This is a genomic window from Paraburkholderia phytofirmans OLGA172 (genome assembly GCF_001634365.1).
In the GTDB taxonomy this organism is placed as follows: domain Bacteria; phylum Pseudomonadota; class Gammaproteobacteria; order Burkholderiales; family Burkholderiaceae; genus Paraburkholderia.
The window spans coordinates 77160-98144 of sequence record NZ_CP014581.1 but is presented as its reverse complement, the minus strand read 5'-3'; the positions used below and the strand labels follow the sequence as shown (position 1 = coordinate 98144).

Genomic DNA, 20985 nt, shown 5'->3' with positions numbered 1-20985 from the left:
GATCCATGATTGGTCGTACGAGATTCGTTACGCAATACGCAGGGGTGGCCCATGGAGCGGCTTGAATCCTTCGGTTTGCCCGACATCTTTCCAGCCGACCTGATGCCAGCGGCCGGGGCTCAGTTCGTCCGGGACTGCCTGAAGGGCATCAGCCGGGCAGACATAACCAGGATGGCCCGTGATCGGGGCTTCATGCCGAGCTGGAAGCGGTTGACACACCTCGGTCCCGGGATCTACGGGCTGAGTCTGACGATCGACCGCATGGGCGTGCCGCTGATGGTCCGTATGAGCGAGCCCGACAAGGCACAAAAGCCGGATACACGGCCGTCGGAACAGTCGTCGCTCTTCTAGCAAACTGCCGTCGCCGGAGGTTCATCATGTGTGGGCGTTATTCACGCGGGCAGAAGGATCTGTTTTACGTCGAGCCACTGATGTCTGACGCTGGCGATGAGCGATTTGCCGGCCACGCGGAGATTTTCCGGCCGAGCTGGAACGTTTCACCGGGCACAAAACAGCCGATCATCGGCCCGGACGGCCCGCGACTTGAATTATGGGGATTTCGGCCCGCATGGGCGGTGGCCAGAAAGACCAAAATGATGGTCAACGCGCGGATGGACAAAGCTGGATCGAGTACTTGGAAATGGATGTTCAGCTCGGGGCGGGTCTTGGTTCCCGCTGACGGCTGGTACGAATGGGTCACCGTTGACGGCAGAAAGCAGCCCTACTTCATCAAATCGAATGACGGGCCTCCTGTCTATTTTGCGGGGCTAAGCAGCGTGCGGCCGGACGCAGTTCCGTCAGAAACGCCCGGCGTTGTGTTCGGGTTTGTCATCGTGACCGCCGCGGCCGATAGCGGCATGCTCGACGTTCACGACCGGCGCCCTCTTGTGCTGACGCTCGAAGAGGCCAAAGTGTGGCTCGATCCCACGACGACGTTCGAGGAAGCCGTACATCTTGCAAATACCGCCGGGAAGTCCGCTGACGATTTCCATTGGCACAAGGTCACGCCTGGCGTGAATCGCACAGGCAGCGACAGCCCGACTTTTAACGACCCGATCGACGACGAGTAGGCACGAACAAAGGTACAGACATGAAGCACGAATACTGCGTCCAGACGGATGTCCTCGAAACCATCGTAGCCTCGGCCCGGGTCGAGCCGCGCCATGCCGCACTGCTGGCCACGCTTGCTACTCGCAGCGAGTACAGGTCGGTAGCGTACGTGACGTCGCGCGACACTTACGGGGCGCATCCCGGCGCTGTCTTTGATGCGTCCGGAGCGAAGATCGCGGAGAGCTATCGCGAATGGGTCAAGGCCGAGATTGAGGCGCACAACGGCGACGTCGCCGCTGTGTGGGAGCGCAACAAGGACAAGGGCTATCTGCTGTCCGAAGTCCAGCCGGTATTGCATTTCTTCGCCCACGACCGCGGCGGCGCTCTGGACAACTTCACGCAGTTGCGCATCTTCACCGAGACCGAGGCGATCACCAGAAACCTCTTCACAACCGCCAACTGGCGGCGGCCGCAGACTCCGAACGATCTTCTCGTGTATCACGACTATCTCGGGGATCCGATCGAGCCTCGGCCGTTGGGCGCAGAGCGATACCGTCTTTATGATGCCATCGACATGCAGATATTCCTTCGCGTGGCCGCGGCGTGTGCCGATGAGGAGCGGCGTGTCGCAGCAGCTCGTCGTCTCAAATTCACTAATCTGCAGACAGGCGAATCCGGGACCCAATCGTTTGCCGAGTTTCATCCGGGGTTCGACAAATATCCGAACAAATCGCAACGGTTTTTTGACGACTGGTCTGAGTCCAGCGCGGGCAGCAGCGGCGAACGGATCTGCCGGCGATGGGTGTTTGAGCCACAGGATTCACAGGGTTACCAGGCCGACAAAAGCCAGCCGCGTCATCTGTACTTCATCCCGCAGTGGGGCCACAACCGAAAGGTCGCGGCCGTCGAAAAGATCCGCAACATGGACGACTATGCGCTGTTTGGCCGGTTGAACAAGTTCGATGAGCGTATCGGCGTGCCGTTCAGCTGGTATTTCTATGGCCTTCACGGCAACCTGGTGAAAGCCGGCGCGCTTGAACGCATCGTTTCTGCGGCCGAAGACGGCCTGATCGTGCTGCCGGAACATGATTACCGCGTGCTGAAACGCTGGCAAGAACAACCATACGGATTCTGAGAATGCCAACAAAAATGCTGCCGCCTGCGCCTGAAGGCGTGTCGATGTACTTTTACATGAAGTTCGCGGCCGGCAATGAAACGTTCGGCGACGAGTGGTACAGGTTCGAAGCGATGGAGGATCTGCCGCCGTGCCTCAAGCACGACTATCCAACGCGTGATATTGAGTTCCGTGTACCTCCGATCTGCAGGGACTTCCAGCTCGTCACGATAGACCTGCAGAGCGCTCTGGACACGATGCCGCCGAGCGAACGCCTGCACCTGAATCCCGCACGCTGGAGCCGGGTTCGTCGCGACCTCAGCGAAGGATGGTGCTACACGCCATACATGGGAGTTGAGCAGGGCAAGGCCACGCTGACTGATGGCCGGCACCGAATCGTCGCAATGATGAAGTTCTTGCAGCTCGAGCACGCGACGTTCTCGGTGCCGCCCAAACACGTCGAGACTGTACGTGCGCAGTTGAAGACCCGATAGACAATAGCCAGCGGAGGAAAGTGCGATGACCGATCGGAGCGATGTTCTGTACACGTATCGTTGCAAAGCGTGCGGGCATAGCGGTCAACGGCGGCTCCCCGATGAAGCGCACGACGGGGAAGAAACAACGTGCGACGTCTGCGGATCCCCTGTGACCGTGGAGTGGGACGATGGCGTGAAGTTCGACATTCCCAACCGCGCTTAGCAATAGCTGCGTGCGACACAGGCACTCCCGGGCGTCGACCACGGACGCCAGTTCAACGACGTTCGCCGACCAGTTCCATTGCTTTGTCAGGCATTACGCGTGCGGTGCGTCGGTGCGGGCTGAGAAGAAGCGGCGAGGGGCGCAGTTCGATGGGCAGGTTGCCTGCCATTGAAGGCCCCTTGCGCTTGATCACTTCCACACTGACGCCCTCGGGCCTTGGTCGGACCGTGAGCCGAAGCTCCGCCGGCGACGGATCTGTGGCCCGGATCAGCGGCCTGACCACGAAAAAGAGCGCGCTGCCTGAGCGTGCCGCGAGTTGAAGGCGCCGCAACGAGTCCGCCCGGATCGCCTCCTGCCAGAAAATGAGTGCGCCGCAGCTCCCGGCCTTCAGAATCTGCTCGGCCGACCATAGCGCATCGGCACTTAGCCTCGGGCGCAGCAGCAAGACCTTGTCGACCGGAACGCCTATGTGCGGGAGCGCTAGAGCATTCAGCAGTTGCGGCGGCTGCAGGAAGGCGAGGGGGCGACCGCCTACGGTGGCTAGCGCCGGCGCGAGCAGCCGAAGCTCACCAATGCCAGTCTGCTGGATCAGCGGCTCGGCAAGCGCCCCTTGGGGCCACCCTCCGCCCGGAAGCTCGGCAGAGAGCGCCTCATAGCCCGTATCGACCGTGTGCCCGCTGGCACGGCCGAGTTGTGAGGCTCGCCATAAGCCTGGGTGTATCGCGTCGAGCGAAGCGGGTAGAGCGCCCATGTCAACACCTGTATATCCATACAGAATAATGCTCTTTTCGGCGACCGGCGCACTCCCCGTCCACAACCGCGCCGAAACATCGACCATTCGTCACGTCTGGCGTGCCCGCCGGCGGGCCACGACGCGCACCCGCCTCGCAGGTTATCTACGCCTGTTTGACATCCCTCTCTGCAACGAACCCATCAAAGGAGGTAACGATGTTGCAGAGTCTCTTTGTCTCGGCTGGACTGGTGGCGTGCCTATTCGGTGCGATCCGACAGGAGTATCAACGCAGCCTCACGCTCGCAGCTGCGCTTATGTTGATCGGCTTGTTACTGACGTAAAGAAGCGCGCGCCAATGAGGACGGCGCGCGCTTTCCCTATGGCTTTTGATGCGACCCGCCGCGGTCGGCGATTTCCCGCCCGCAGCCGGGATGTGCCTCGTACAGACGTCCACTCGCGCCAAACACTATGCGATCAAGATTTGGGCTGACATTGCCGATATTGAGGGGCGAGGGGCGTTTCCATCCGCAGATTTCGAATGCCCAGCCGGCCGATCACAGATGGCAATTTCTCTTGAAGATACGTCTTTGGAGGCGTATATTCATACCTAACTTAAATCAGTACCAAGCATGATTAAAATCAACAAATAAAACGGGCACGCACGTATGACGATTCGTTCAAAGATCTACTTCGCAGCGCTTTCCTGCGCTGCAGCGCTCACTCTCGCGGGCTGCGGCAAACCCGATCACATCGAACTGCTTGGCGTCCACCCTGGTATGACGCAGGATGCGGTTAAGACAGCCTCACCTTCCGGATCGTCCTTGTATTGTCGTGGAGACGGCGACGCCGCGTTTGATCAGGTCTCGGGTCTCCCGCCAAGCACGACGCTCACGTTCTGCACGTGGACCAGCCTGGATTCCGCAGGGGCGCGAGTACGCTCCCAGGTCACCATTGGGAACTTCACAAGCGCTGAGCAGCAGTTTGCGTTTGATAATTCAGATGGCTTTCTAAAGAGCTTCTCGGTTGAGATCGCCGGCAATGCGTTCGATCCGATCGTGAAGAGCCTGACCGAGAAATTGGGTTCGCCTAACTCTACGTCAGGTTTGCCGGGAATCATTGGTGGCATCCATTGGGAAGCTAGGGACGGGACGCTGACAGCCACGACGGACGAACAGCGCCCGTACATGACTCTCCTGATGCTGCAAGCTTCCACTGCCAAGCGCAGCTGACAGGAAATAAGGAAAAGGGCACGTGTGATGCGAAATCTCGCCGATCGATTCCTAGGGCTTGCGCTCTCGTGCATGCTCTTCGACGTACCTTTGGCTAATCCGATGGTGGTCGCGCAAAAGCGAGCAGCCCGCGGGATGTTTCTGTCGCTGGCATCAAGCGCTGCGCTCTCCGGACTCGCTGTCGTGACCGCGCCGAAGGCGGCTACGAGCGGCGGGCTGGTGCCCGTGGCTGCCATGCAGCTGCGCGTGACCGCAGGACTTGGCTGGGCGGCTTTCGCGGCGGCCGCAGTCGGGATGTGCTTCATAGTCCGCTATGCGCTCGTGGTTATATGGCCCGATCGCTTTGTGAAAATACTGCATAGCCAATGAGTCAAGCCGACCGCACTCGTATGGAAACGACTAGGCCGTTCAACGCTTCTGAGCGGCGAATCAGTGGTCACGATAAACATCTCAATCAAGGGTAAGCAGAGTGACGACGGAACAACAACAGGTGGCCTGCAAGGACGTCACTGTTGGCGATGCGATACGACCTTCTACGGTGCAGATTGGCAGCGAGTGTGGCCGACTGGCAACCGTGGTCGGAGTCACCGTACTTGGTGTCAATGTAAAGATCGATACGGACCTCGGATTTAGCGAGTTCCTACCGGTCAATCGAAGCATCACTGTTTGGCGGTAATTCATCCAGGCAAAGGAGGAGATAGCCATGAGCATCTACAAAGTACCCGGCTGTAACGGCGAAATCCACGTAAGCACACTGCCTAGCGGCGACCTGACGGTCAAGGCGCACGGGGACCGTGCTGCCATTGACGTGGCGTGCGCGGTCGCGGGGCGACACTTTGGCACATGGAACACTCAGCATGAGAACTGGATCGTTCCTCGACGCAATAGCATCTTGCTAACAAACGACCTGACGATCTGTTGCAAAGCGGTTTGCTAGTCGGAAATTAGGCTTCCATGAAAAAAAAAACCTGGCGGGTTCACCTCGGCGTTACCCACACGCCGTACGCGTATGTCGAATTCAAACGTAGCCATGAACACGCTGCTGGCTACACGGTTGTGCTGGTCGACGTGAAGCGGCTGATGGGCTGCTTCGAACGCGACCAGCTGGTAATTGGTCGGCCTACGGAATGGACCGAAACGAAACGGGAAGGTATCCGGCAGTTCCTGGACCCGAAGGAAGGCGCCTGTGAAATGCCCGTCGTTGGATTTTCAATCCGGACAAGGACGCACCGTAGGCTCCTGGGATTCGCTACACCTCGAATCGAGAAGGTCCCGGTAGCTGGCTTCACAAATGGTCGGCATCGTGCCAGATATCTTCAGTATGCTGGCGCGAAAGTGATGCCAGTCGAGGTCCATGAAGCTGAAGCCGCGTTGCTCCGCGAGCGTTGCGGTGCCTCTGGTCACGGATCCGAATGCGAGGTCCGTTGATGCCCGGAACAAACAAAAAGCCACCTCGAAATGTGGAGACCCCTAACTTGATAATCCTGCGACTTCACTACGAATTGATGCGCGCGGCAGCTCACATTGTTGCGCCGGTCATGCGCGTTACTGGCTTTCGTTTCTCTAAGGCCTGGCGCGGGAACAAAATCATCAGTCATGTTGAGGCAAACCTGCTGGCCGACGGAATCAAGCCGGATCGGATTCGATTCTGACTCTCTGGAGTCTGCCTAATAAAAGGCGTGCTGTTGGCTGCGATCGTTTTTGGAATTCGGAGCCATGTTCGTGATCACCGCACTACTCGCAGTGAAGTACGGGGCACGCTAAGGCTAATTGAGATCGCGTCCTTGGCGTGACACGTCGCCGGCAGGCCGGTAACGCGGAACGCCGGTTCGAGACACTTTCCGGCCGTTCGGGCGGCCTTCTTGTAGGTAAATGAATCATATGACAGGCGAGCAATTCGACGTGCTCACAATACTGCTCGGCGGCGACCGGAATAGCCCCGCAAACCATGCCGCGAGGGCCGTACTCGTTGACGGAATGACACAGGCTGACGCCATGCGATTTACCGGGGCCACGCGTTCGACAGTCCACGACGCTGTAAAGCGATACGGCTCACGCGATGAGCTAATTCGCCGAGCATATTTGCCCAAGTCGCAACGCGAGTAGCAATTTTCTGTATGCCTGTAAGGGCATAGACATACCTCCTGCAACTACACGAAAGGAACCACAGTGAAATCGAGAAAACCAATTGAAATTGCCGCGTCGAAATACGGTCGCAACTGCGCGATCGCTACGTTCATTGCCTGGGTTATCGCTCAGGAGCTGATCATGGCCCATTTTTATGGCTGGCACACCAAGGCGACGTCGAGCGACCTGCTTACGTCGGGTACGCTGTTGCTGATCGGGGCCTTTGTCGCGATGTACGTCGGGAAGCGTGGCGATGCGCGGTACAAGCGAAATAAGGCTGCGGAAACGGCACTCTGAACATGGTCTTCCTCCCCGTTTTTCTCTTCGCCGCCTATGCAAATCTGATTCTTGCCGTGCGTGGCCTTTTGGCCAAGGGTCGAGCGGCCATCATTGCCCAGGCACACTTCCTTGTTTGCATGGTCGGAGCGCTGGGATTACTCCTTGGGTTTGAACTGGTGCCGGACCCGAGGAGGGGCATCGCCGGCGACGCGTACAACTGGTCCGTCGTCGCCTTCTTCGTGTTTGGCCTGCTTACGGTTCTCATGTTCGGGGCACGCCTCGTCGGGCTGGCCCGCGACAGATCTGCGCAGAAAGGCGTCGCGTTACGTTTCGGACTGGCGATTTGGGCGGTAATCGCGGGCCTCTATATTTGCGGCACTGTTGCGGATCACTGGCTGTTCTTCCGACATCCGGAGCAAGCGGGCGTCGTCGATCCCTCGTTCGTCGGTCCCTCTGTCAAGTGCGAAACCGCAGTCCTTGTTCGGCTCGACGGCGACAAGGCTATCTACCGTTGCCCACACTCTGTCGAGTTTGGCAGGGACTACAGCGAACCTTTTCTGCCCTGGCCGTCGTTCACCCAAGGCGAGGCAGACGGCAGGCAACTCAAACGCGAATCCGAGAGCACAAACGCGACTGTCGCGGCATCGAAAGGGGGCGTCGTCGTCGCGATCCCTGCGAGCGAGATTCGCGTGATACCGACGCAGTAGTTTCGTGCTGTCCAGGGATGTCCGCCTACAGCCCTACTCGGCCTATGCGACTCCGCCAATCGCCCCGAGCACGGTGGCTGCCAAGCTCTCTTGAAAACGGCGCTCTCCCGCGCCATTTTTCCCGCGGCAGCGCTCTCCCAGCCTCCCGAAATTGCCGCTCAGACCGCGCAGTCCAGTCCGCCGGAGTGCTGAACGCTATCGCCACCGAGCACGCTTTAATATTGATTGTGCTCACTTTTTTAACTGATTAAAATTATGTTTGTTCGTTGCGATTCCGGGCGAACGTTTTCCGAGTCCAACACAAGATGCCAGCCTGTTCCGGGGAAATTCGCGCAACGCTTCGTTAGCAGCGCTGGAAAGAACGTGATTGGCAATGGCCAACACCAACAAATCAACGACTGACCAAATCCAAATGACGATTCAGACCATCGCCCACGCACTGCTCACCATGTCGCAGCAGGAATCCTTCCTCTTCTTTGCCTCTATCGCAGCTACGGTTTACTCGGTCCCGCGTTTCTTCCGTCGCCTGAAGCACAAGCAAAATGCCGGTACGGCGACACAGCAGCACAACATCGCGTTCGTCCTCGCGATCGCGGGCTGGATCGCGCTCTGTGTCAATTTCCCGTTCAATCTCGTGCTTCGAGAAGACACGTTCGACTGGATGTCTGCCTGCGTTGTCCTTGTAGGAACGTGCTGGGTAGCGATTGGCGCAGTGATGACGAAGAAAGAAGAGAGCGACATGCTCGCCCTGCTGACCCCGACCGCAGGGGCTGCCCAGCCGACTGCTATCGAGACGTTGACCGTCAAGGCGCTGGTCAACGCCTCCGCATACTGCCGTAGCGGCCTCGTCGTCATCGCCTTGGGCACGCTGATCCAGATGGCTCATCTGGTGGATCGGGCGCATCCAAACCTTTTTGCGATGTCACAACATGTGCAGACCCAGGCGCAAGCGGGATCCGCCGAATGATTGTCCGCCGCCTTTGGCGTACCGGCACAGTTGCGGCGAGGTAACGGGATGCCTAGCCCTGAACATATTAGGCTGACCGCGCTCGGAGCCCGCTGGATGAAGCGGCAGGGCTTCGATGTCGTCGGAACAGAGATCATTGCCACGGGAAGCCGCGAACAGCCAGACGTGATCGGCTTTCGCGCCGTCTGCTCGATCTTGATCGAGGTCAAGATAAGCCGTGGCGACTTTCTCGCGGACGCGTTGAAACCGGAACGGCAGACCACTGGTTCGGGGTTGGGTGTGTATCGCTTCTACCTCTGCCCGCAGGGGCTGATCGCAGCAGACGAGTTGCCACCGAAATGGGGGCTTCTCTACGCGGTCGGGCCGACCGTACGGGAAGTCGTCCGGCCGCAGGGAAATATCTGGCCCGGACCGAACACGGCAGTAGGCAGCTGGGCAGAATTCGCGCATACGCCAGATGCGGACAAGGAACGGGCTGTTCTGTTCTCAATCGCGAGACGGCTCACCAATGGCCAGCCCGTCTCAATGACCTAGTCATAGCCATGAAACTACTCCGAGACAAACGCGCGTGGCGCCGATTCCTGCTGAACGATCTAAGCATGCCGAAGTGGGACGCGGACAACGAACGGGAGCCGAAGGAATATCCCTGCTTTGCGTACGCTTACATTCGCTCGTTTGGCTACGAAGAACTCGGACCGGTCTATCTGTACGGCAGGGACGTGGAAAAGATGGTGGAACGGTTGAGCGCCGCTCGACCTACCGCCGCTTGATGTGGAGCAGGACGTATATGCACGCCGAGAAACAATCCGCAGCCCGTGTGCCTCGCGAAATCAACGTGACGGACGTTGAGATCGCTGGCAACTGGATGCCATGCGAGTACCTAAAGGATCGCGCGGGTCGTGTGCGCGTCGTCATGCTTGCGGACGTCGACTTTGAGGAACCCGCGCGTAGTGCGGTCTGGCATTCGACCCTCGCAGCAGCAGCTGCGTACCGCTTCGAACAGATCGAGCCATGCCGCAAGATGACGCTGCGCGTACCACGCGCGGATCGACCCATTGCTGACTGTGCCTTTCAGCAGCGTCTGAAGCGTCACCTCGTTGCACGCGACGAATAGGATCGGACTCAGCGATGGGACAGTGGAAGATCGAGAACGAGTACTACATGTCGCATCCCAGCGGATGGACTATCGCGAAATACAACGTAAGCGATGCGCCCGTTTACATGCTGTGGCAGGGCGACACGCCCCGCGGTAAGCGCGACAGCGTCCGTGATGCAATGAGCTTGCACACGCAGCTTGTCGGCGCGGAAGTTGCACCTACGCAGGCTGTTGCACTGGCACCATCGAACTCCCCTGCAGCATCACCATTGGTCGATAGCAGCGGGCAGCCTTCAACGAAGTCCGGGAATCTGTAATGAAAACACTGTTCGGGGTGGGTGGCATCGTGGGAATCGGCGCCGCCCTTGGGCCGCTTGGCTGGCTACTCTGGTATCTGAGTCACGGTCCCCTCAGCGAAACGTCGATGTACCAGTTGACGATCGCGATACTCGTAGCGTTGCTTTTCGGCGTCAGTTCCCTGTTGGGCAGAAGTCTTGTCGGAGGTACTCGTCGCCGACCTCGCATCACGTAGGGGGAGTAGAACGGTTGTTGTTTTTTCTTTTGAAGAACGTTTCTTCTAAAACATCAAAATATCGTTTTTGATGTTTTGATGTTACAATGTTAAACATGATGCGACGTAGTTTTGCTCTGACGCTGCGGCCGCATCAATGACTCAAATCAAATAACTTGGACGGCTAGACCGTCGCCACACAAAACGAGGACATGACCCGATGAAGTCGATCAATCAAACCAATATTCAGACCGGTTCGGACCGCAACACGCTCGCGCGCTTCGCGCAACTGGCGATCGCCGGCGCTGCTTTCGCGATGCTGGCAGCATGCGGCGGTGGCGGCGGTGGTAGCAGCAACACCAGCTCGGCCAACACCAGCACGCCGACAGGCGGCGTCAACCTTCAGGTCGTTTCGTTCGGTGACAGCCTCTCCGATGTCGGCACCTATGCTCCGGTCATTACCGCGAGCTTCGGCGGTGGCCGTTTCACGACCAACCCCGGCGAAGTGTGGACCCAAAAGGTCGCGGAATATTACGGTGGTACGCTCAGCGCGGCCTACCTCGGCGGCTTCGGCCAGCCTCTCGCGGCGTCGACCGGCCTTGGTTACGCACAGGGCGGGGCGCGCGTGCAGGATCCGGTTGGCGAAGGGCATGCGCCGGTCGGCACCGCCAATGCGGACTACTCGGCCGCGACAACCGTTCCTGTCACGCAGCAGCTACAGAACTACCTCGCCGCTCATGGCAGCTTCAACGCGAACCAGCTCGTGCTGATCAACGGCGGCGCCAATGACATTTTCGAACTGGAATCCACCATCCAAGCGGCCGTCGCTGCTGACGTAGCCGGCGGCATGGACCCTGCCACCGCGATCCAGAACGAGGCAACTGCCAGCCTCGGTCCGGTCGCACAGACCTTCGCCGGGGTGATCCAGCAGATCGTAGCGGCCGGCGCCTCACACGTTGTCGTTTCGAACGTTCCGGACATCGGGCAGACTCCGCTCGGCGTCACGGGCGGATCGTCCGCGCAGCAACTGCTCACCGCGCTCTCGAGCGTCTATAACGCCGCGCTTACCCAGGCGATCCAGGGCCTTGGACTGCCGGCCAGCAAGGTGATCCAGATCGACGCCTTCAGCTGGCAGGACGGCATCAACGCGAGCTATCAGACGAACGGCTTCACCGTGTCGAACACTGGCACTGCGTGCAATCTGCAGTCGATGGCGGCCAATGCGACCGCATACGGTACGCAGAATCCGAGCGTGCTGAATGGATTGACCCCCGCCCAATACGGCGCTTCGTTCGCCTCGGCGCTGTTCTGCTCGCCCCAAACCTACACCGTGGCCGGGGCCGACCAGACGTACATGTTTGCAGACAACGTGCACCCGTCGACGCATCTGCACGCGCTATTCGCTCAGTACGTCGAGCAGCAAGTCGCCAAAAGCGGGCTGGGCAAGTAGTCCTCTCGGTGGGGGTGGAGTAGGGTAACAATCAGGCTGTCAAAAAAAGGGGCGCTCCATGAGCGCCCCTTTTGCATCCATGCCCGGACTAACCGGGTGCAAGACCGTGGGAATAGTAGTGAAGCCATAAAGCTCCGAACGCGGTGAGCAACAGCGGCCATGATTTCAGGGAGAGACGCCAGTCCACCGTCGACGGCCACGCTGCGAAGATCAGCTGCGCGAGAGCTACCCATACGGCCAGGTCCCACGACGAGAACGTGTAGCCGCTTCGCAGGCGCATCATCGCGACCGCCGCCGCTATGGCATAGCCAAGCATAGGGGCAAGGCTTGCGGGCGCTGCGTTCCACCAACGCAGATTCTCAAACAGGACTTCACCCAGCACGTATGAGCCGCCCTGTGTGCGTTGTGGCCACACCGACAGGCTCACCGGCCGCGCAAGTGTCACGAATCCAACCAGGAAGTGCAGAAGCTCATGGGCGAGCGTGCCGGGCAGGGCGATGAGGGCGAACAGAGCGTTGCCCCGCGCGCACCGAGCAAGCAGAAGCGCGCCGAGAACTGCCGGCGTGAGGTAGGCCGCGATCGGGCGAATCGCAACATGGTCAAGAGCTGGGAAGTGGATCACCGGAAATGCGAGTCAACCGCAAGAGGACTGAGACAGGGTAGGACAGTCTTTCGCATGCGAAAGACTGCTATCTCGACCATTACGCGGCGCGTGAGGGCGCGGCAGCGGGCGGGATTGCAGGCATGATGTCGCCTGCGATCCAACGCACGTGCTCCAGATCGCTCTTATCCGTCAGATCGTTCAGGGCCATCATATAGTCCTCTGACGCGTTCGACGGCACCAGATACATCGCCGTGTGCTTGCCCTGCGTGTCGCTCAGGATGACACTGGCAAGCGGCTTCGAAGCGGCCAGATTGTATCGCAGCCCCTTCACAAACCTCCGTTGCGAGCCGATCAACGACTCGATGAGGTTCTTTTCGTCGACGTTCGTAAAAGGGATCCACTGCTCCGTCATCACCATGAGTGCCATTTCCTCAATCTGCGCCACACCGGTTCGATCGACGCTAAAAGTTGCGATCGTCACCAGGTGGATCTCTGGAAACGCATTCCACAGGCTGACCTCATCCTTGAATACCTTCAGCTTCTTGTTCAGATCCTCGCTGATCATGAAAAAGAAGTCCGGAACCTGCTTCAGGACCATCTTTTTGCCATACCGGGCCGCAGTGACTTCCTTGACTTCGCCGATCACAATAAAAAGCTTCTGACCGGGTCGGTCCGACTGCTCGGCAGCCGCGATGAAGGCCTTCCGTCGCTGCGTGATTTCGTCTTTCCTGTCCACATAGAAGGGCTCCGGCACATAGAGTGTGGTTGGCAGGTGCAAGCCCTTGGTGAATTTTCCCTGCGCTGCGCGCGTCAGGTACTTGTGAACCGTCGCCCAGCTGCGCTTACCACCCATGCCCGGGTTCCAGTGTGTCAGGTGCGAGGCGTCCCACAGGAAATGCAGCAGTGACCTGATCGTCAGCTTGGAGCTATCCGCCTTGACGCTGCCGGGCTCCGAATCGGACGGGGCGGGCGGCGCCCGCCCCGCAATCTTGTTGAGGGCAAAGTCGAGTTTGAGCATGGTCTTGCCCTCCTCGGTGTCCTCCTTGATCGCGTGTCCCATCACCTCGCCCAGGCCGCTCAATTCGGCGGGCGGCTCGTACGAGTCGCAGTCCGCTGAGTGTTCTGCGCCTGACTCGGGCATCCGCTTGATCTGGAAGTGCCCGGAGACCTTAGAGACATACATCGGTGCCCCCGGCCTCACACACAGGCACAGCGGCCGGATCTTCGTGTGGTGTACGCGGCCCAGCGCTGCCTGCAGGCCCTGGTCATCCTCGGTATATATCTTCCCGTCGATCGAATATTGGTGCATCTCCACTTCCCCGTAGTGTTGCCGTTATCCGTGGGCCTCTGGTGACTCCGGCGGGCCCGCCTCACCGGATTCATAGCCCATCTATCGACCGCTTCTGCGTGTTCTGTTGCGTGGTGTCACGCTGACGGCTCTGATCGAGCTGCTGCGTCGATTGTTGCTGTCGGGTCTGCTCCGGCGTCTGCTTGCGCTCGTTCGCCCGGTATTCGAGTTCGACGCTCTTGCCTACATGCACCTCGCCACTCAATTGAGCCCGCGTGAAGCGCACGGCGTCCGTTCGACCTGTCTGCACCAGGACGTGGGTGTCCGTGACTTCCACGACCTTGCCCGCCACGCTCGCGCGTACCTGGCTCGCCTCGGTAATCCGTAACCGCGTCTGCGCAGACTGTGCCTGTCCGGCCTCGGCGGGGCGATCTGCTGCTAGAACAGCCTCTTCGCGACGTCCTGGCGTGCTTCCTCGTTCTCGTGCATCTCCTTGATGCCTTTCATCGCGCTGTTGATCCACTGCGAGGCGATCTCTCGGTGCGAGTCCAAGGGCTTGCCGGTAGGCGTCGTCGTTGATTCGTCCGGCTTCACGGTATTGCTCGACTCGGGCTTCGAGTCGTTGCTGGATGTGTTCATGGGTACCCTCTGATTTCAGAACATTGATGTTGTCGAATCCCTGCAGATTGACCGGATTTGCCCGATCGCGGACGTCGATGATGTCCAGCAGCAGGTTATTCCCAAAGTATGCGCCAAGTTGCTCCAGTGACACCGGCAAGCCACCCTGAATCTTGGCGATCGTCGCGACGCTCGAGCCGCGTCCTTCCTCGTAGAACCGCCGAAGCGTGTTGTCCAGTGCGTTCTCCGAGCGCGCGTGAACCACGATGATATGAGGGATGAACCCGGCGTCAATCGCTTGCTGGATCTTGTCGACGCTGGTCGCAAACGTTGACATCTGCCCCTCAAAAATCATGTGCGCGTCCGCCGGCAGAGCATTCTCCTTCAGCACCATCGACGTCTTGCCCGCGCCTGGTGACCCGGTCAGAAAGTAGACGACGTCGCGCCCTGATTCACGATTGCCCTGCAGATTCTCCGCGAACAGGCCGGAAGAAAGCACCGCAGCCGTGTTGTGAACCGGATTGTTGTAGCGGTTGCGCGATTCACGGGACGCGCTGAACTCCGGAAACGTCTCCTTGAACAGATCCGCAGCGACATACCGACCATCGAAAGACCGAGCATCCTGCCGGTATGCCTCGATGTATTTTTCCGGTTCGGCCTGCGCCGATTCAATCGCTTTCTCCTGCACAAGGCGTCTATCCGGTTCATCGAAATTCACATACCGAATATTTTCAAGCTGCATAGGCACACTCCGGTCATTGAGACCACTTAATGGCGGGACTTCTTCAATACAACACCGATTTTAAAAGCTGCTCTTTCCTTCAAGGCAAACACCCGATCCGCCGCACGAACTCGCCAACTATCCGCGCTCAAAGCGAACGGACAGCGCCGCTCAACTCTTGCGAATTTGTGGCTTCCATTGGCAGAAGTTGCGAGACTCCCCGCGTATCGACACACATTTCGGCCAGCTGATCGGGCTCGCAAGAGGTCTTACGAACCTGTGAAATCGCGGATGCATATTTCTGACCGCATTTGCGAAAATTTCGTTGTGGTAAGGCTGCGTCAGGTAATGCAACTCATTGAAAATTAAATTATACTCACTACCGCGCATGATACAAGTTAAGAACTCGGCGCAGCCTATACGGGGGCAAAATGACACGAGACCAATCTCTAAAAACGGTTTTAGGGAACCGCACGCCGATCCTTCTCGGCGCAGTTGCGGTTCTTCAAGTGCTGGACTGGCATAGCACTCTCATCGCCTCCAGGGGGCGCTTCGAGACGAACAAGCTTTTGAACTGGCTCAGTCAGTGGATGGGCTTCGCGCTCGTGATTTCCATCGTCAAGCTGTTCTTCATCGCCATCCTTTTCGTGGGATTCCTCTACTGGCGCAAACACAAGGGCCTGTACGACTTCGAGTTCACGGTCTGCCTGTGCGTGTCGGCGCTGGTCTACAGCGCGGTGGTCGTCAATAACTACGCCTCATAACATCAATATTGATATTTTGAGGTTGAGATGTGTATCATTGCTCTGACCTGACTCGTAAGGCTCCCCTCTCGGCACTGCAAAGGAGAAACGCCCGGCGTGCTGGCTCGCTTCGGTATCATTTCGGGATCTAGCAACCGGGAGCGAAAAATGACCGCCATTGTTGAACAGGATCTGAAGGACGCAGCTGCGGCCGGAACGATCAAGAATTTCGTAATCGAAGAAGCAGAGACGGGCTATGTCCTTCTCACCGTTTTTAACCGATCCAATGTCGAGCACACCCTGTACACGCAGCGTAATCGCGTACGCACATGGGCAAATGTGAACCCGCTCATTGAGTTCATCCTGCATTACAAACCCGAGCTGCCAGAGGTGACGATCCGCCTCATGAGGCGCTCTCACCCTACTTAGAGGATTCATGCGCTTCTTTGTCAAAGCATCTGCAGCACTGATTTTTGCCGGTTACACCCTGTTGGCTCACGCAGGGTTTCCCGATGATCTGGTCAAACGATTCCCTGCCGCTCAGGGCGCGAAGATCGAAAAGGCGTTTCCGGGGTTCTGGTCCGTCGTCAAAGGCAGCGAGGTTTTCTTCGTCCGCGACGACATGTCGGTCCTGATTTCTGGCAACGTCATCGACCTGAAGACCAACCACTCCATCACGAACGACCTCGAAGAAGCGAACCGTCCCAAGATCGACGTCTCGCAGCTCGACACCAAGGACGCAATCAAGTTCGGCAGCGGCTCCCGGCACCTCTACGTGTTCTCCGATCCGGATTGCCCTTACTGCCGGATGCTCGAAGGCAGCCTGACCAAGCTGACCGACGTCACGATCTACATCTTCCCCTTTCCGCTCGCCCAGCTACACCCGAACGCTCCGGGCGTTGCCGAAGCGATCTGGTGTCAGGCTGACCGCGTACAGGCGTGGCACGACTACCAAAACATGGCGCAGTTGGTCAAAGCCGATGCGCTGCTGCCTGCATGGCACGACTATCTCCATCAACACAAACAACCGGAACAACCGGTGTGCGACAACCCGATCGCCCGCAATCTCGCGTTCGGCGAAAAGTGGCATCTGAATGGCACGCCCGCGCTGGTCTTCGAAGACGGCACGCTAATCCCCGGCGCGGCCCCGGCTGAACGAATCGAGGCGCAACTCGCAAAGTCTCACGCCAACATCGCGACGGCCTCCAAATGAAGAACCTTCTTACCCGACTGCTTTCGCGGCTGGCCGTGCGTGGCCAGCACTCGGTCCTCCACGCCGGCGTGGTCACGCTCATTGCCACGGCGGTTTTCATGATGTACACGGCAGGTGAGATGGGGGCGATGGGTCCGCTGATCATAGCGATGTCTTTTTACGTCGTGTTCGCCGCGGTGATGATTGAGATCGTTCTCGGTGTGTTTGCCCTCGTCAGAAAATTCGCGCAGGGCGGCCTGCGTCGTTATTCGTGATGATTCGCTTTATTGCGCCTCTTTTAGTATTACTAATCGCAAGCAACGCAGCACGGGCGGACACTGACGAGTGTTTTGCCCATGCTGCGCAACGTCGGCACCTGAACGTCAACCTGCTGCGCGCGATCGCAAGGGTCGAGTCGAACTACAGGCCGTACGTGACGAACACGAAGACGTATGCGATCGGAGAGATGCAGATCATGCCGTTTCATCTGAACTGGCTGAAGAAGTACGGCATCTACGAGCGCGACCTGTACGACGCCTGCACGAACATCAATGTAGGCGCGTTCCTCTTGTCTGATTTCGTCCGGATGTACGGCAATACGTGGCGAGCAGTTGGCGCATACGGCGCTGGGATGGCGGCCGACAAGGAGCAGGCCCGGATCGGTTACGCCCAACTGGTGCAACAGGCGTACGACCGCATCACAAATCCCGCGCCGACCAAATCCGCCACAGCCCGCGTCTCCCGCGGCGCTGTCCGAGTAGAACCAGAAAGACCAACGATGGTGGTGCAGCAATGAAACAACGAATTCTGATTGCAGTCGCGCTCGCCGTCTCGGCAGTCGCCGGCGGAGCACGCGCGGAAGACCTCGGGGTCAAGGCGCAGACCTATGCGCTCGACCGCGACGCCGCGGACCAGATCAAGGACGTGATGCGCCGCAAGAAGGCAAGCGGTGAAATGGACCAGTTCTGGAAGACCTATCGCGACCGCACGATTGCCGCGATCAAGAATCCGCCGTCTCTCGGTATCAAGACGGACTACACGGCGCACGCCGAGCTGCGTGCGCTGCAGTTCGCGATTCCGGAAGACTACAAGGACCAGAACGGGCGCGTGATTGTCAAGCGCGGCACCGTTGTCGAGCCGCTGAAGATCATGCCGCTGACGTACGGGTTGCTGTTTATTGACGGCAACGATCCCCGACAAGTCGAGTATGCGATCAAGCGCAGCGAGTCAGAGCCTCTGAAAATCGTTCTGACCGCTGGCTCGCCGTACCTCATGCGGATCAAGTACCGCAACGTTCCGTGGCATGGCGGTATGGGTGTGCCGTTTTACTTTGACCAGCGAAAGATGATCATCAGCACCCTCTCGAAACTCTACGGCGTCGAGATCAACAGCGTGCCGGCCGCGCTGTTCCAGCAGGGCGACAAGCTCGCGATCCAGTTTGGCATGGGAGCCTCAAATTGAAATATCTGATCCGTCTTTGGTTTGCCCTCGTTGTCGGCTTCGGGCTCTCTGGTGGCGCACAAGCCCAGGAGATCTGTAACGGCAGCTTTCCCAACCTGATTACCGACGTTTGTTACGACTGCATTTTCCCGATCTCGATCATGGGAGGGTTCATCAATCTTGGCGTGTCGGGCGATGACTACGATACGGGGGTGAGCGGGTCGCCGATCTGTATTTGCGCTAACAACCTTGCAATCGGTACGCCGGTCTCTTTTTGGGAGCCGCGGTACATGGTCGACACGACGACCAAGCCGGGCTGTATGCCACTCCTCGGCGGGATCGACATTGACACACCATACAACTCGGCTGAATACGGAAGCGAGAACTTCACGACCGCGCCACTAGGGGGCAAGCGAAAAGCCGCCTTCATGCAGGTCAACGAATACATAAACCCCGTAATGTCTGCGCTCGGCGTGGTGGTCAACAACCCATGTCTGGACAGCCGCTCGTTCGACGTGCCGTTCCTCAGCTGGGCCGATCCTACGTGGAACGATGACGCCCTGTCGCTAATGCTCACTCCCTACGCATATCCGTTCGCCGGGGTGGCGAGCGTAGCGGCAGAACTGCCCGACGCCATTTCCGCAACCTTTGGGTTTCCCATGGAAGTCCTTTTCTGGGTAGCCGGCGCCTGGGGGCCAATGTATCCGCTGGATGGCAATGTGGCGGTCGCCAACACGCAGGAACAAGTCTCTCACCTGATGGTGGCCCGCATCTTCGCCAAGCTTCATGCAGCAGGCGCACAGCAGACATCGGCGGGGCAGGATGCGCTGGACTCCTGCGGTGCGCTCGGCGTCCCGCAGCTCATCATGGACAAGCGCCAATACAAGACCAATCGAACCTTCCCGTTCCCGGACAACATGTGTACGCCGATCGGTCGACCGTTGGCCTTTCAGGAGATTGGCGCGTCGCGGCCGCAGGACAAGGATTACGGCTACTTCGTCTTCCAGCGCAAGGACTGCTGCGCAACCACGACCATCCAATAAAGGCACACGCATGAAAAAGCTGTTCGCATTTCTCGCACTCGCTGCCGCCTCAATGGGCACGCACGCTGATACTCCGCTCGTGGACGCAATGACGGCCCGCTGGAACACGTTCATCTTCATTTCGACGCAAATGCCGCGAGAGACTGTGCTTGAACTCGCCCGTGAGGCAAGCCAGGCCCACGCCGTCATCGTGCTGACCGGCTTTGGCGGCCCCGGCAACACGCTGACCTCGACGCAAAAGTTCGCGGCCGACGTCAACGCGGTTTGCTGCGGCAAGCAGCCCGCACGCTGGATCATCGATCCGAATCTCACGAAGCGCTATGGCGTAACTGCCGCGCCGACTTTCGTGGTCGGTCACGGCAGCAGCGATAACCCGGGCGAATACTCGAAAGTCTCCGGCGAAATGAGCCTCGCACAGGCCCTGAAGTTCTTCGCGCAGGACTCAAAACTCATTTCCGCAAGCGACTATGCAAAGCGTGTCTATTACGCTGCATACGGCGACAAATATTAATTGTGGTCAGTTCATCTAGTGATTAAAATAAAGATATGAACAAACACAAATTACTCATCTGGATCTGTGCCGCACTGCCCGCAAGCGCTTTCGCAGCACTGCCGAATGACGGGGTCACCTTCGTTACGCACGGACCATACGCCGCAGGGGCGGCCACGGTCCAGCCCGCGAACGGTGGTATGTACGTGTATTCATCCAAGCCCGTCGAGGATGGCCGTCGCTCGATGCGTTTCATGGTCGGGAAGCCGGCCCGGCAGACCTACGATCTTTTCAGCGCCGAGGAAGAAGCTGCGCTCTCTCAGGTGCGCGCCGATCAGATTGCCGCTGCAGCTCGCAACCGAGCCCGTCTGCGCCACGTGCGTTTTCATGCGCAACCGAAGCTGAACTGGCCCAAAGTGGTCCTGATGGGAGACAAGACCTGCGTGCCGCAGCTGCCGTTCGCCAGCTCGGCCGACTGGAAGGATCATCTCGTCTGCTGGAGCGCCGGAGACTCTCGTGTCGAATAGGTCATTCCATATTCCCAAGTACGGCGGTGCGGAAAGCGCGTTTCTAGGCGTCGAGTTTCAGGACACCTACATCCTGATCATCAGTGTCTTTGTCGCCCTGGTCGCTGGCCGGTTCTACGGAACGGGCGCATACCTCGGGATTCCCTTCGTCGGCTATCACGCGAACCGCAAGTATCTGGAATGGCGCAGTTCGCGTCTTCCAGGCTTCGTAACGGTGTTCCTTTTCAGGTTCGGTCTTGCCAAATACTCCAAGGGCTTCAACTCGCAGCGCACGGTGTACGTCGGAGACTCGAAAGTGATCAATCCCGGCTCTAAACGGCTGCTCAAACGAATCCTTCCTGACGGGGAGTAAGAGGA

The 20985-nt window shown here is 58.7% G+C and carries 31 protein-coding genes; 27 read left to right on the top strand and 4 right to left on the bottom strand.

The features are described from left to right. Positions 1–51 precede the first annotated feature (51 nt). The 4 genes from AYM40_RS37520 to AYM40_RS37505 all read left to right on the top strand — a co-directional run bounded on the left by AYM40_RS37520 (position 52) and on the right by AYM40_RS37505 (position 2658). Positions 52–351, top strand: coding sequence for a hypothetical protein (locus AYM40_RS37520; RefSeq protein ID WP_063501219.1), 300 nt, complete (start codon positions 52–54; stop codon positions 349–351). 26 nt (positions 352–377) lie between these two features. Then, a complete protein-coding gene (locus tag AYM40_RS37515; RefSeq protein WP_063501218.1) occupies positions 378–1070 on the top strand; it encodes an SOS response-associated peptidase in 693 nt (230 codons plus the stop codon). Between the two features lie 149 nt (positions 1071–1219). Then, positions 1220–2185: a hypothetical protein gene (locus AYM40_RS37510; RefSeq protein WP_236721163.1), complete on the top strand. Its 966-nt coding sequence runs from the start codon at positions 1220–1222 to the stop codon at positions 2183–2185. Positions 2186–2187: 2 nt separating this feature from the next. Next, on the top strand, positions 2188–2658 hold the full coding sequence (locus AYM40_RS37505) for a hypothetical protein (protein ID WP_236721162.1): 471 nt from the start codon (positions 2188–2190) through the stop codon (positions 2656–2658). Positions 2659–2915: 257 nt separating this feature from the next. On the opposite strand, the gene imuA is transcribed toward AYM40_RS37505, so the two are convergent. After that, on the bottom strand, positions 2916–3614 hold the full coding sequence (gene imuA, locus AYM40_RS37500) for a translesion DNA synthesis-associated protein ImuA (protein ID WP_063501258.1): 699 nt from the start codon (positions 3612–3614) through the stop codon (positions 2916–2918). Between the two features lie 197 nt (positions 3615–3811). On the opposite strand from imuA, the gene AYM40_RS43370 reads away from it, so the two are divergent. The 13 genes from AYM40_RS43370 to AYM40_RS37425 all read left to right on the top strand — a co-directional run bounded on the left by AYM40_RS43370 (position 3812) and on the right by AYM40_RS37425 (position 11962). Beyond that, entirely contained in the window at positions 3812–3937 is a 126-nt protein-coding gene (locus AYM40_RS43370) for a hypothetical protein (RefSeq protein ID WP_256390510.1), read from the top strand. Positions 3938–4261: 324 nt separating this feature from the next. After that, positions 4262–4825, top strand: a complete 564-nt coding sequence (locus tag AYM40_RS37490; RefSeq protein WP_063501215.1) for a hypothetical protein — start codon at positions 4262–4264, stop codon at positions 4823–4825. A gap of 24 nt (positions 4826–4849) precedes the next feature. Beyond that, positions 4850–5194 carry a hypothetical protein gene (locus tag AYM40_RS37485; protein WP_148662470.1) on the top strand — a complete coding sequence of 115 codons (345 nt, stop codon included), beginning with the start codon at positions 4850–4852 and terminating at the stop codon, positions 5192–5194. Between the two features lie 334 nt (positions 5195–5528). Further along, entirely contained in the window at positions 5529–5762 is a 234-nt protein-coding gene (locus AYM40_RS41715) for a hypothetical protein (RefSeq protein ID WP_063501213.1), read from the top strand. Between the two features lie 17 nt (positions 5763–5779). Further along, positions 5780–6253, top strand: coding sequence for a plasmid fertility inhibition factor family protein (locus tag AYM40_RS37475; RefSeq protein WP_063501212.1), 474 nt, complete (start codon positions 5780–5782; stop codon positions 6251–6253). A 741-nt stretch (positions 6254–6994) separates the two neighbouring features. Next, positions 6995–7249 carry a hypothetical protein gene (locus AYM40_RS37460; protein WP_063501209.1) on the top strand — a complete coding sequence of 85 codons (255 nt, stop codon included), beginning with the start codon at positions 6995–6997 and terminating at the stop codon, positions 7247–7249. A 2-nt stretch (positions 7250–7251) separates the two neighbouring features. After that, complete coding sequence (locus tag AYM40_RS41710) at positions 7252–7938, top strand: hypothetical protein (protein ID WP_063501208.1); 687 nt, start codon at positions 7252–7254, stop codon at positions 7936–7938. Between the two features lie 373 nt (positions 7939–8311). Then, positions 8312–8905, top strand: coding sequence for a hypothetical protein (locus AYM40_RS37450; protein WP_063501207.1), 594 nt, complete (start codon positions 8312–8314; stop codon positions 8903–8905). 96 nt (positions 8906–9001) lie between these two features. Continuing rightward, positions 9002–9439 carry a hypothetical protein gene (locus tag AYM40_RS37445; protein WP_236721161.1) on the top strand — a complete coding sequence of 146 codons (438 nt, stop codon included), beginning with the start codon at positions 9002–9004 and terminating at the stop codon, positions 9437–9439. Positions 9440–9447: 8 nt separating this feature from the next. After that, positions 9448–9675 carry a hypothetical protein gene (locus AYM40_RS41140; protein WP_148662469.1) on the top strand — a complete coding sequence of 76 codons (228 nt, stop codon included), beginning with the start codon at positions 9448–9450 and terminating at the stop codon, positions 9673–9675. Between the two features lie 17 nt (positions 9676–9692). After that, positions 9693–10019, top strand: a complete 327-nt coding sequence (locus AYM40_RS37440; protein ID WP_062085454.1) for a hypothetical protein — start codon at positions 9693–9695, stop codon at positions 10017–10019. A gap of 14 nt (positions 10020–10033) precedes the next feature. Beyond that, positions 10034–10318, top strand: a complete 285-nt coding sequence (locus AYM40_RS37435) for a hypothetical protein (protein ID WP_062085456.1) — start codon at positions 10034–10036, stop codon at positions 10316–10318. 414 nt (positions 10319–10732) lie between these two features. Then, positions 10733–11962, top strand: coding sequence for an SGNH/GDSL hydrolase family protein (locus AYM40_RS37425; protein ID WP_082855573.1), 1230 nt, complete (start codon positions 10733–10735; stop codon positions 11960–11962). Between the two features lie 88 nt (positions 11963–12050). On the opposite strand, the gene AYM40_RS43160 is transcribed toward AYM40_RS37425, so the two are convergent. The 3 genes from AYM40_RS43160 to AYM40_RS37410 all read right to left on the bottom strand — a co-directional run bounded on the left by AYM40_RS43160 (position 12051) and on the right by AYM40_RS37410 (position 15214). Then, positions 12051–12584: a hypothetical protein gene (locus AYM40_RS43160; protein ID WP_062085463.1), complete on the bottom strand. Its 534-nt coding sequence runs from the start codon at positions 12582–12584 to the stop codon at positions 12051–12053. A gap of 79 nt (positions 12585–12663) precedes the next feature. Further along, positions 12664–13875: a DUF1173 domain-containing protein gene (locus AYM40_RS37415; protein WP_063501204.1), complete on the bottom strand. Its 1212-nt coding sequence runs from the start codon at positions 13873–13875 to the stop codon at positions 12664–12666. Positions 13876–13945: 70 nt separating this feature from the next. Next, positions 13946–15214, bottom strand: a complete 1269-nt coding sequence (locus tag AYM40_RS37410) for a KfrB domain-containing protein (protein WP_148662468.1) — start codon at positions 15212–15214, stop codon at positions 13946–13948. A gap of 410 nt (positions 15215–15624) precedes the next feature. Here AYM40_RS37410 and AYM40_RS37405 point away from each other — a divergent pair, with 410 nt between their 5' ends. The 10 genes from AYM40_RS37405 (at position 15625) to AYM40_RS37360 (ending at position 20980) form a co-directional block, all read left to right on the top strand. Beyond that, positions 15625–15957, top strand: a complete 333-nt coding sequence (locus AYM40_RS37405; protein ID WP_063501203.1) for a DUF5658 family protein — start codon at positions 15625–15627, stop codon at positions 15955–15957. Positions 15958–16104: 147 nt separating this feature from the next. Further along, positions 16105–16365, top strand: a complete 261-nt coding sequence (locus tag AYM40_RS37400) for a hypothetical protein (protein WP_062085469.1) — start codon at positions 16105–16107, stop codon at positions 16363–16365. 7 nt (positions 16366–16372) lie between these two features. After that, positions 16373–17149, top strand: a complete 777-nt coding sequence (locus AYM40_RS37395) for a DsbC family protein (RefSeq protein WP_063501202.1) — start codon at positions 16373–16375, stop codon at positions 17147–17149. Beyond that, the gene (locus AYM40_RS37390; RefSeq protein WP_062085472.1) at positions 17146–17403 is read left to right on the top strand and encodes a hypothetical protein; all 258 of its coding nucleotides are present in this window, start codon (positions 17146–17148) and stop codon (positions 17401–17403) included. The genes AYM40_RS37395 and AYM40_RS37390 overlap by 4 nt, the downstream gene beginning before the upstream one ends. Then, on the top strand, positions 17403–17924 hold the full coding sequence (locus AYM40_RS37385) for a lytic transglycosylase domain-containing protein (protein WP_062085473.1): 522 nt from the start codon (positions 17403–17405) through the stop codon (positions 17922–17924). The genes AYM40_RS37390 and AYM40_RS37385 overlap by 1 nt, the downstream gene beginning before the upstream one ends. Then, on the top strand, positions 17921–18589 hold the full coding sequence (locus tag AYM40_RS37380) for a hypothetical protein (RefSeq protein WP_062085474.1): 669 nt from the start codon (positions 17921–17923) through the stop codon (positions 18587–18589). The genes AYM40_RS37385 and AYM40_RS37380 overlap by 4 nt, the downstream gene beginning before the upstream one ends. Beyond that, entirely contained in the window at positions 18586–19611 is a 1026-nt protein-coding gene (locus tag AYM40_RS37375; protein WP_231937095.1) for a TraU family protein, read from the top strand. The genes AYM40_RS37380 and AYM40_RS37375 overlap by 4 nt, the downstream gene beginning before the upstream one ends. Before the next feature lie 10 nt (positions 19612–19621). Then, positions 19622–20122: a TrbC family F-type conjugative pilus assembly protein gene (locus AYM40_RS37370; protein ID WP_063501201.1), complete on the top strand. Its 501-nt coding sequence runs from the start codon at positions 19622–19624 to the stop codon at positions 20120–20122. A gap of 35 nt (positions 20123–20157) precedes the next feature. Then, a complete protein-coding gene (locus tag AYM40_RS37365; protein ID WP_063501200.1) occupies positions 20158–20628 on the top strand; it encodes a hypothetical protein in 471 nt (156 codons plus the stop codon). Beyond that, on the top strand, positions 20618–20980 hold the full coding sequence (locus AYM40_RS37360) for a hypothetical protein (protein WP_062085477.1): 363 nt from the start codon (positions 20618–20620) through the stop codon (positions 20978–20980). Before AYM40_RS37365 ends, AYM40_RS37360 begins: the two co-directional genes overlap by 11 nt. Positions 20981–20985: the final 5 nt, after the last annotated feature.

Bases quoted from the DNA above. Each gene is read 5' to 3' on its own strand.
- AYM40_RS37520 (WP_063501219.1), top strand. From the start codon at position 52: ATGGAGCGGCTTGAATCCTTCGGTTTGCCCGACATCTTTCCAGCCGAC.
- AYM40_RS37515 (WP_063501218.1), top strand. From the start codon at position 378: ATGTGTGGGCGTTATTCACGCGGGCAGAAGGATCTGTTTTACGTCGAG.
- AYM40_RS37505 (WP_236721162.1), top strand. From the start codon at position 2,188: ATGCCAACAAAAATGCTGCCGCCTGCGCCTGAAGGCGTGTCGATGTAC.
- imuA (WP_063501258.1), bottom strand. From the start codon at position 3,614: ATGGGCGCTCTACCCGCTTCGCTCGACGCGATACACCCAGGCTTATGG.
- AYM40_RS43370 (WP_256390510.1), top strand. From the start codon at position 3,812: ATGTTGCAGAGTCTCTTTGTCTCGGCTGGACTGGTGGCGTGCCTATTC.
- AYM40_RS37490 (WP_063501215.1), top strand. From the start codon at position 4,262: ATGACGATTCGTTCAAAGATCTACTTCGCAGCGCTTTCCTGCGCTGCA.
- AYM40_RS41715 (WP_063501213.1), top strand. From the start codon at position 5,529: ATGAGCATCTACAAAGTACCCGGCTGTAACGGCGAAATCCACGTAAGC.
- AYM40_RS37475 (WP_063501212.1), top strand. From the start codon at position 5,780: ATGAAAAAAAAAACCTGGCGGGTTCACCTCGGCGTTACCCACACGCCG.
- AYM40_RS41710 (WP_063501208.1), top strand. From the start codon at position 7,252: ATGGTCTTCCTCCCCGTTTTTCTCTTCGCCGCCTATGCAAATCTGATT.
- AYM40_RS37450 (WP_063501207.1), top strand. From the start codon at position 8,312: ATGGCCAACACCAACAAATCAACGACTGACCAAATCCAAATGACGATT.
- AYM40_RS37445 (WP_236721161.1), top strand. From the start codon at position 9,002: ATGAAGCGGCAGGGCTTCGATGTCGTCGGAACAGAGATCATTGCCACG.
- AYM40_RS41140 (WP_148662469.1), top strand. From the start codon at position 9,448: ATGAAACTACTCCGAGACAAACGCGCGTGGCGCCGATTCCTGCTGAAC.
- AYM40_RS37440 (WP_062085454.1), top strand. From the start codon at position 9,693: ATGCACGCCGAGAAACAATCCGCAGCCCGTGTGCCTCGCGAAATCAAC.
- AYM40_RS37435 (WP_062085456.1), top strand. From the start codon at position 10,034: ATGGGACAGTGGAAGATCGAGAACGAGTACTACATGTCGCATCCCAGC.
- AYM40_RS37425 (WP_082855573.1), top strand. From the start codon at position 10,733: ATGAAGTCGATCAATCAAACCAATATTCAGACCGGTTCGGACCGCAAC.
- AYM40_RS37415 (WP_063501204.1), bottom strand. From the start codon at position 13,875: ATGCACCAATATTCGATCGACGGGAAGATATATACCGAGGATGACCAG.
- AYM40_RS37410 (WP_148662468.1), bottom strand. From the start codon at position 15,214: ATGCAGCTTGAAAATATTCGGTATGTGAATTTCGATGAACCGGATAGA.
- AYM40_RS37405 (WP_063501203.1), top strand. From the start codon at position 15,625: ATGACACGAGACCAATCTCTAAAAACGGTTTTAGGGAACCGCACGCCG.
- AYM40_RS37400 (WP_062085469.1), top strand. From the start codon at position 16,105: ATGACCGCCATTGTTGAACAGGATCTGAAGGACGCAGCTGCGGCCGGA.
- AYM40_RS37395 (WP_063501202.1), top strand. From the start codon at position 16,373: ATGCGCTTCTTTGTCAAAGCATCTGCAGCACTGATTTTTGCCGGTTAC.
- AYM40_RS37390 (WP_062085472.1), top strand. From the start codon at position 17,146: ATGAAGAACCTTCTTACCCGACTGCTTTCGCGGCTGGCCGTGCGTGGC.
- AYM40_RS37385 (WP_062085473.1), top strand. From the start codon at position 17,403: ATGATTCGCTTTATTGCGCCTCTTTTAGTATTACTAATCGCAAGCAAC.
- AYM40_RS37380 (WP_062085474.1), top strand. From the start codon at position 17,921: ATGAAACAACGAATTCTGATTGCAGTCGCGCTCGCCGTCTCGGCAGTC.
- AYM40_RS37370 (WP_063501201.1), top strand. From the start codon at position 19,622: ATGAAAAAGCTGTTCGCATTTCTCGCACTCGCTGCCGCCTCAATGGGC.
- AYM40_RS37365 (WP_063501200.1), top strand. From the start codon at position 20,158: ATGAACAAACACAAATTACTCATCTGGATCTGTGCCGCACTGCCCGCA.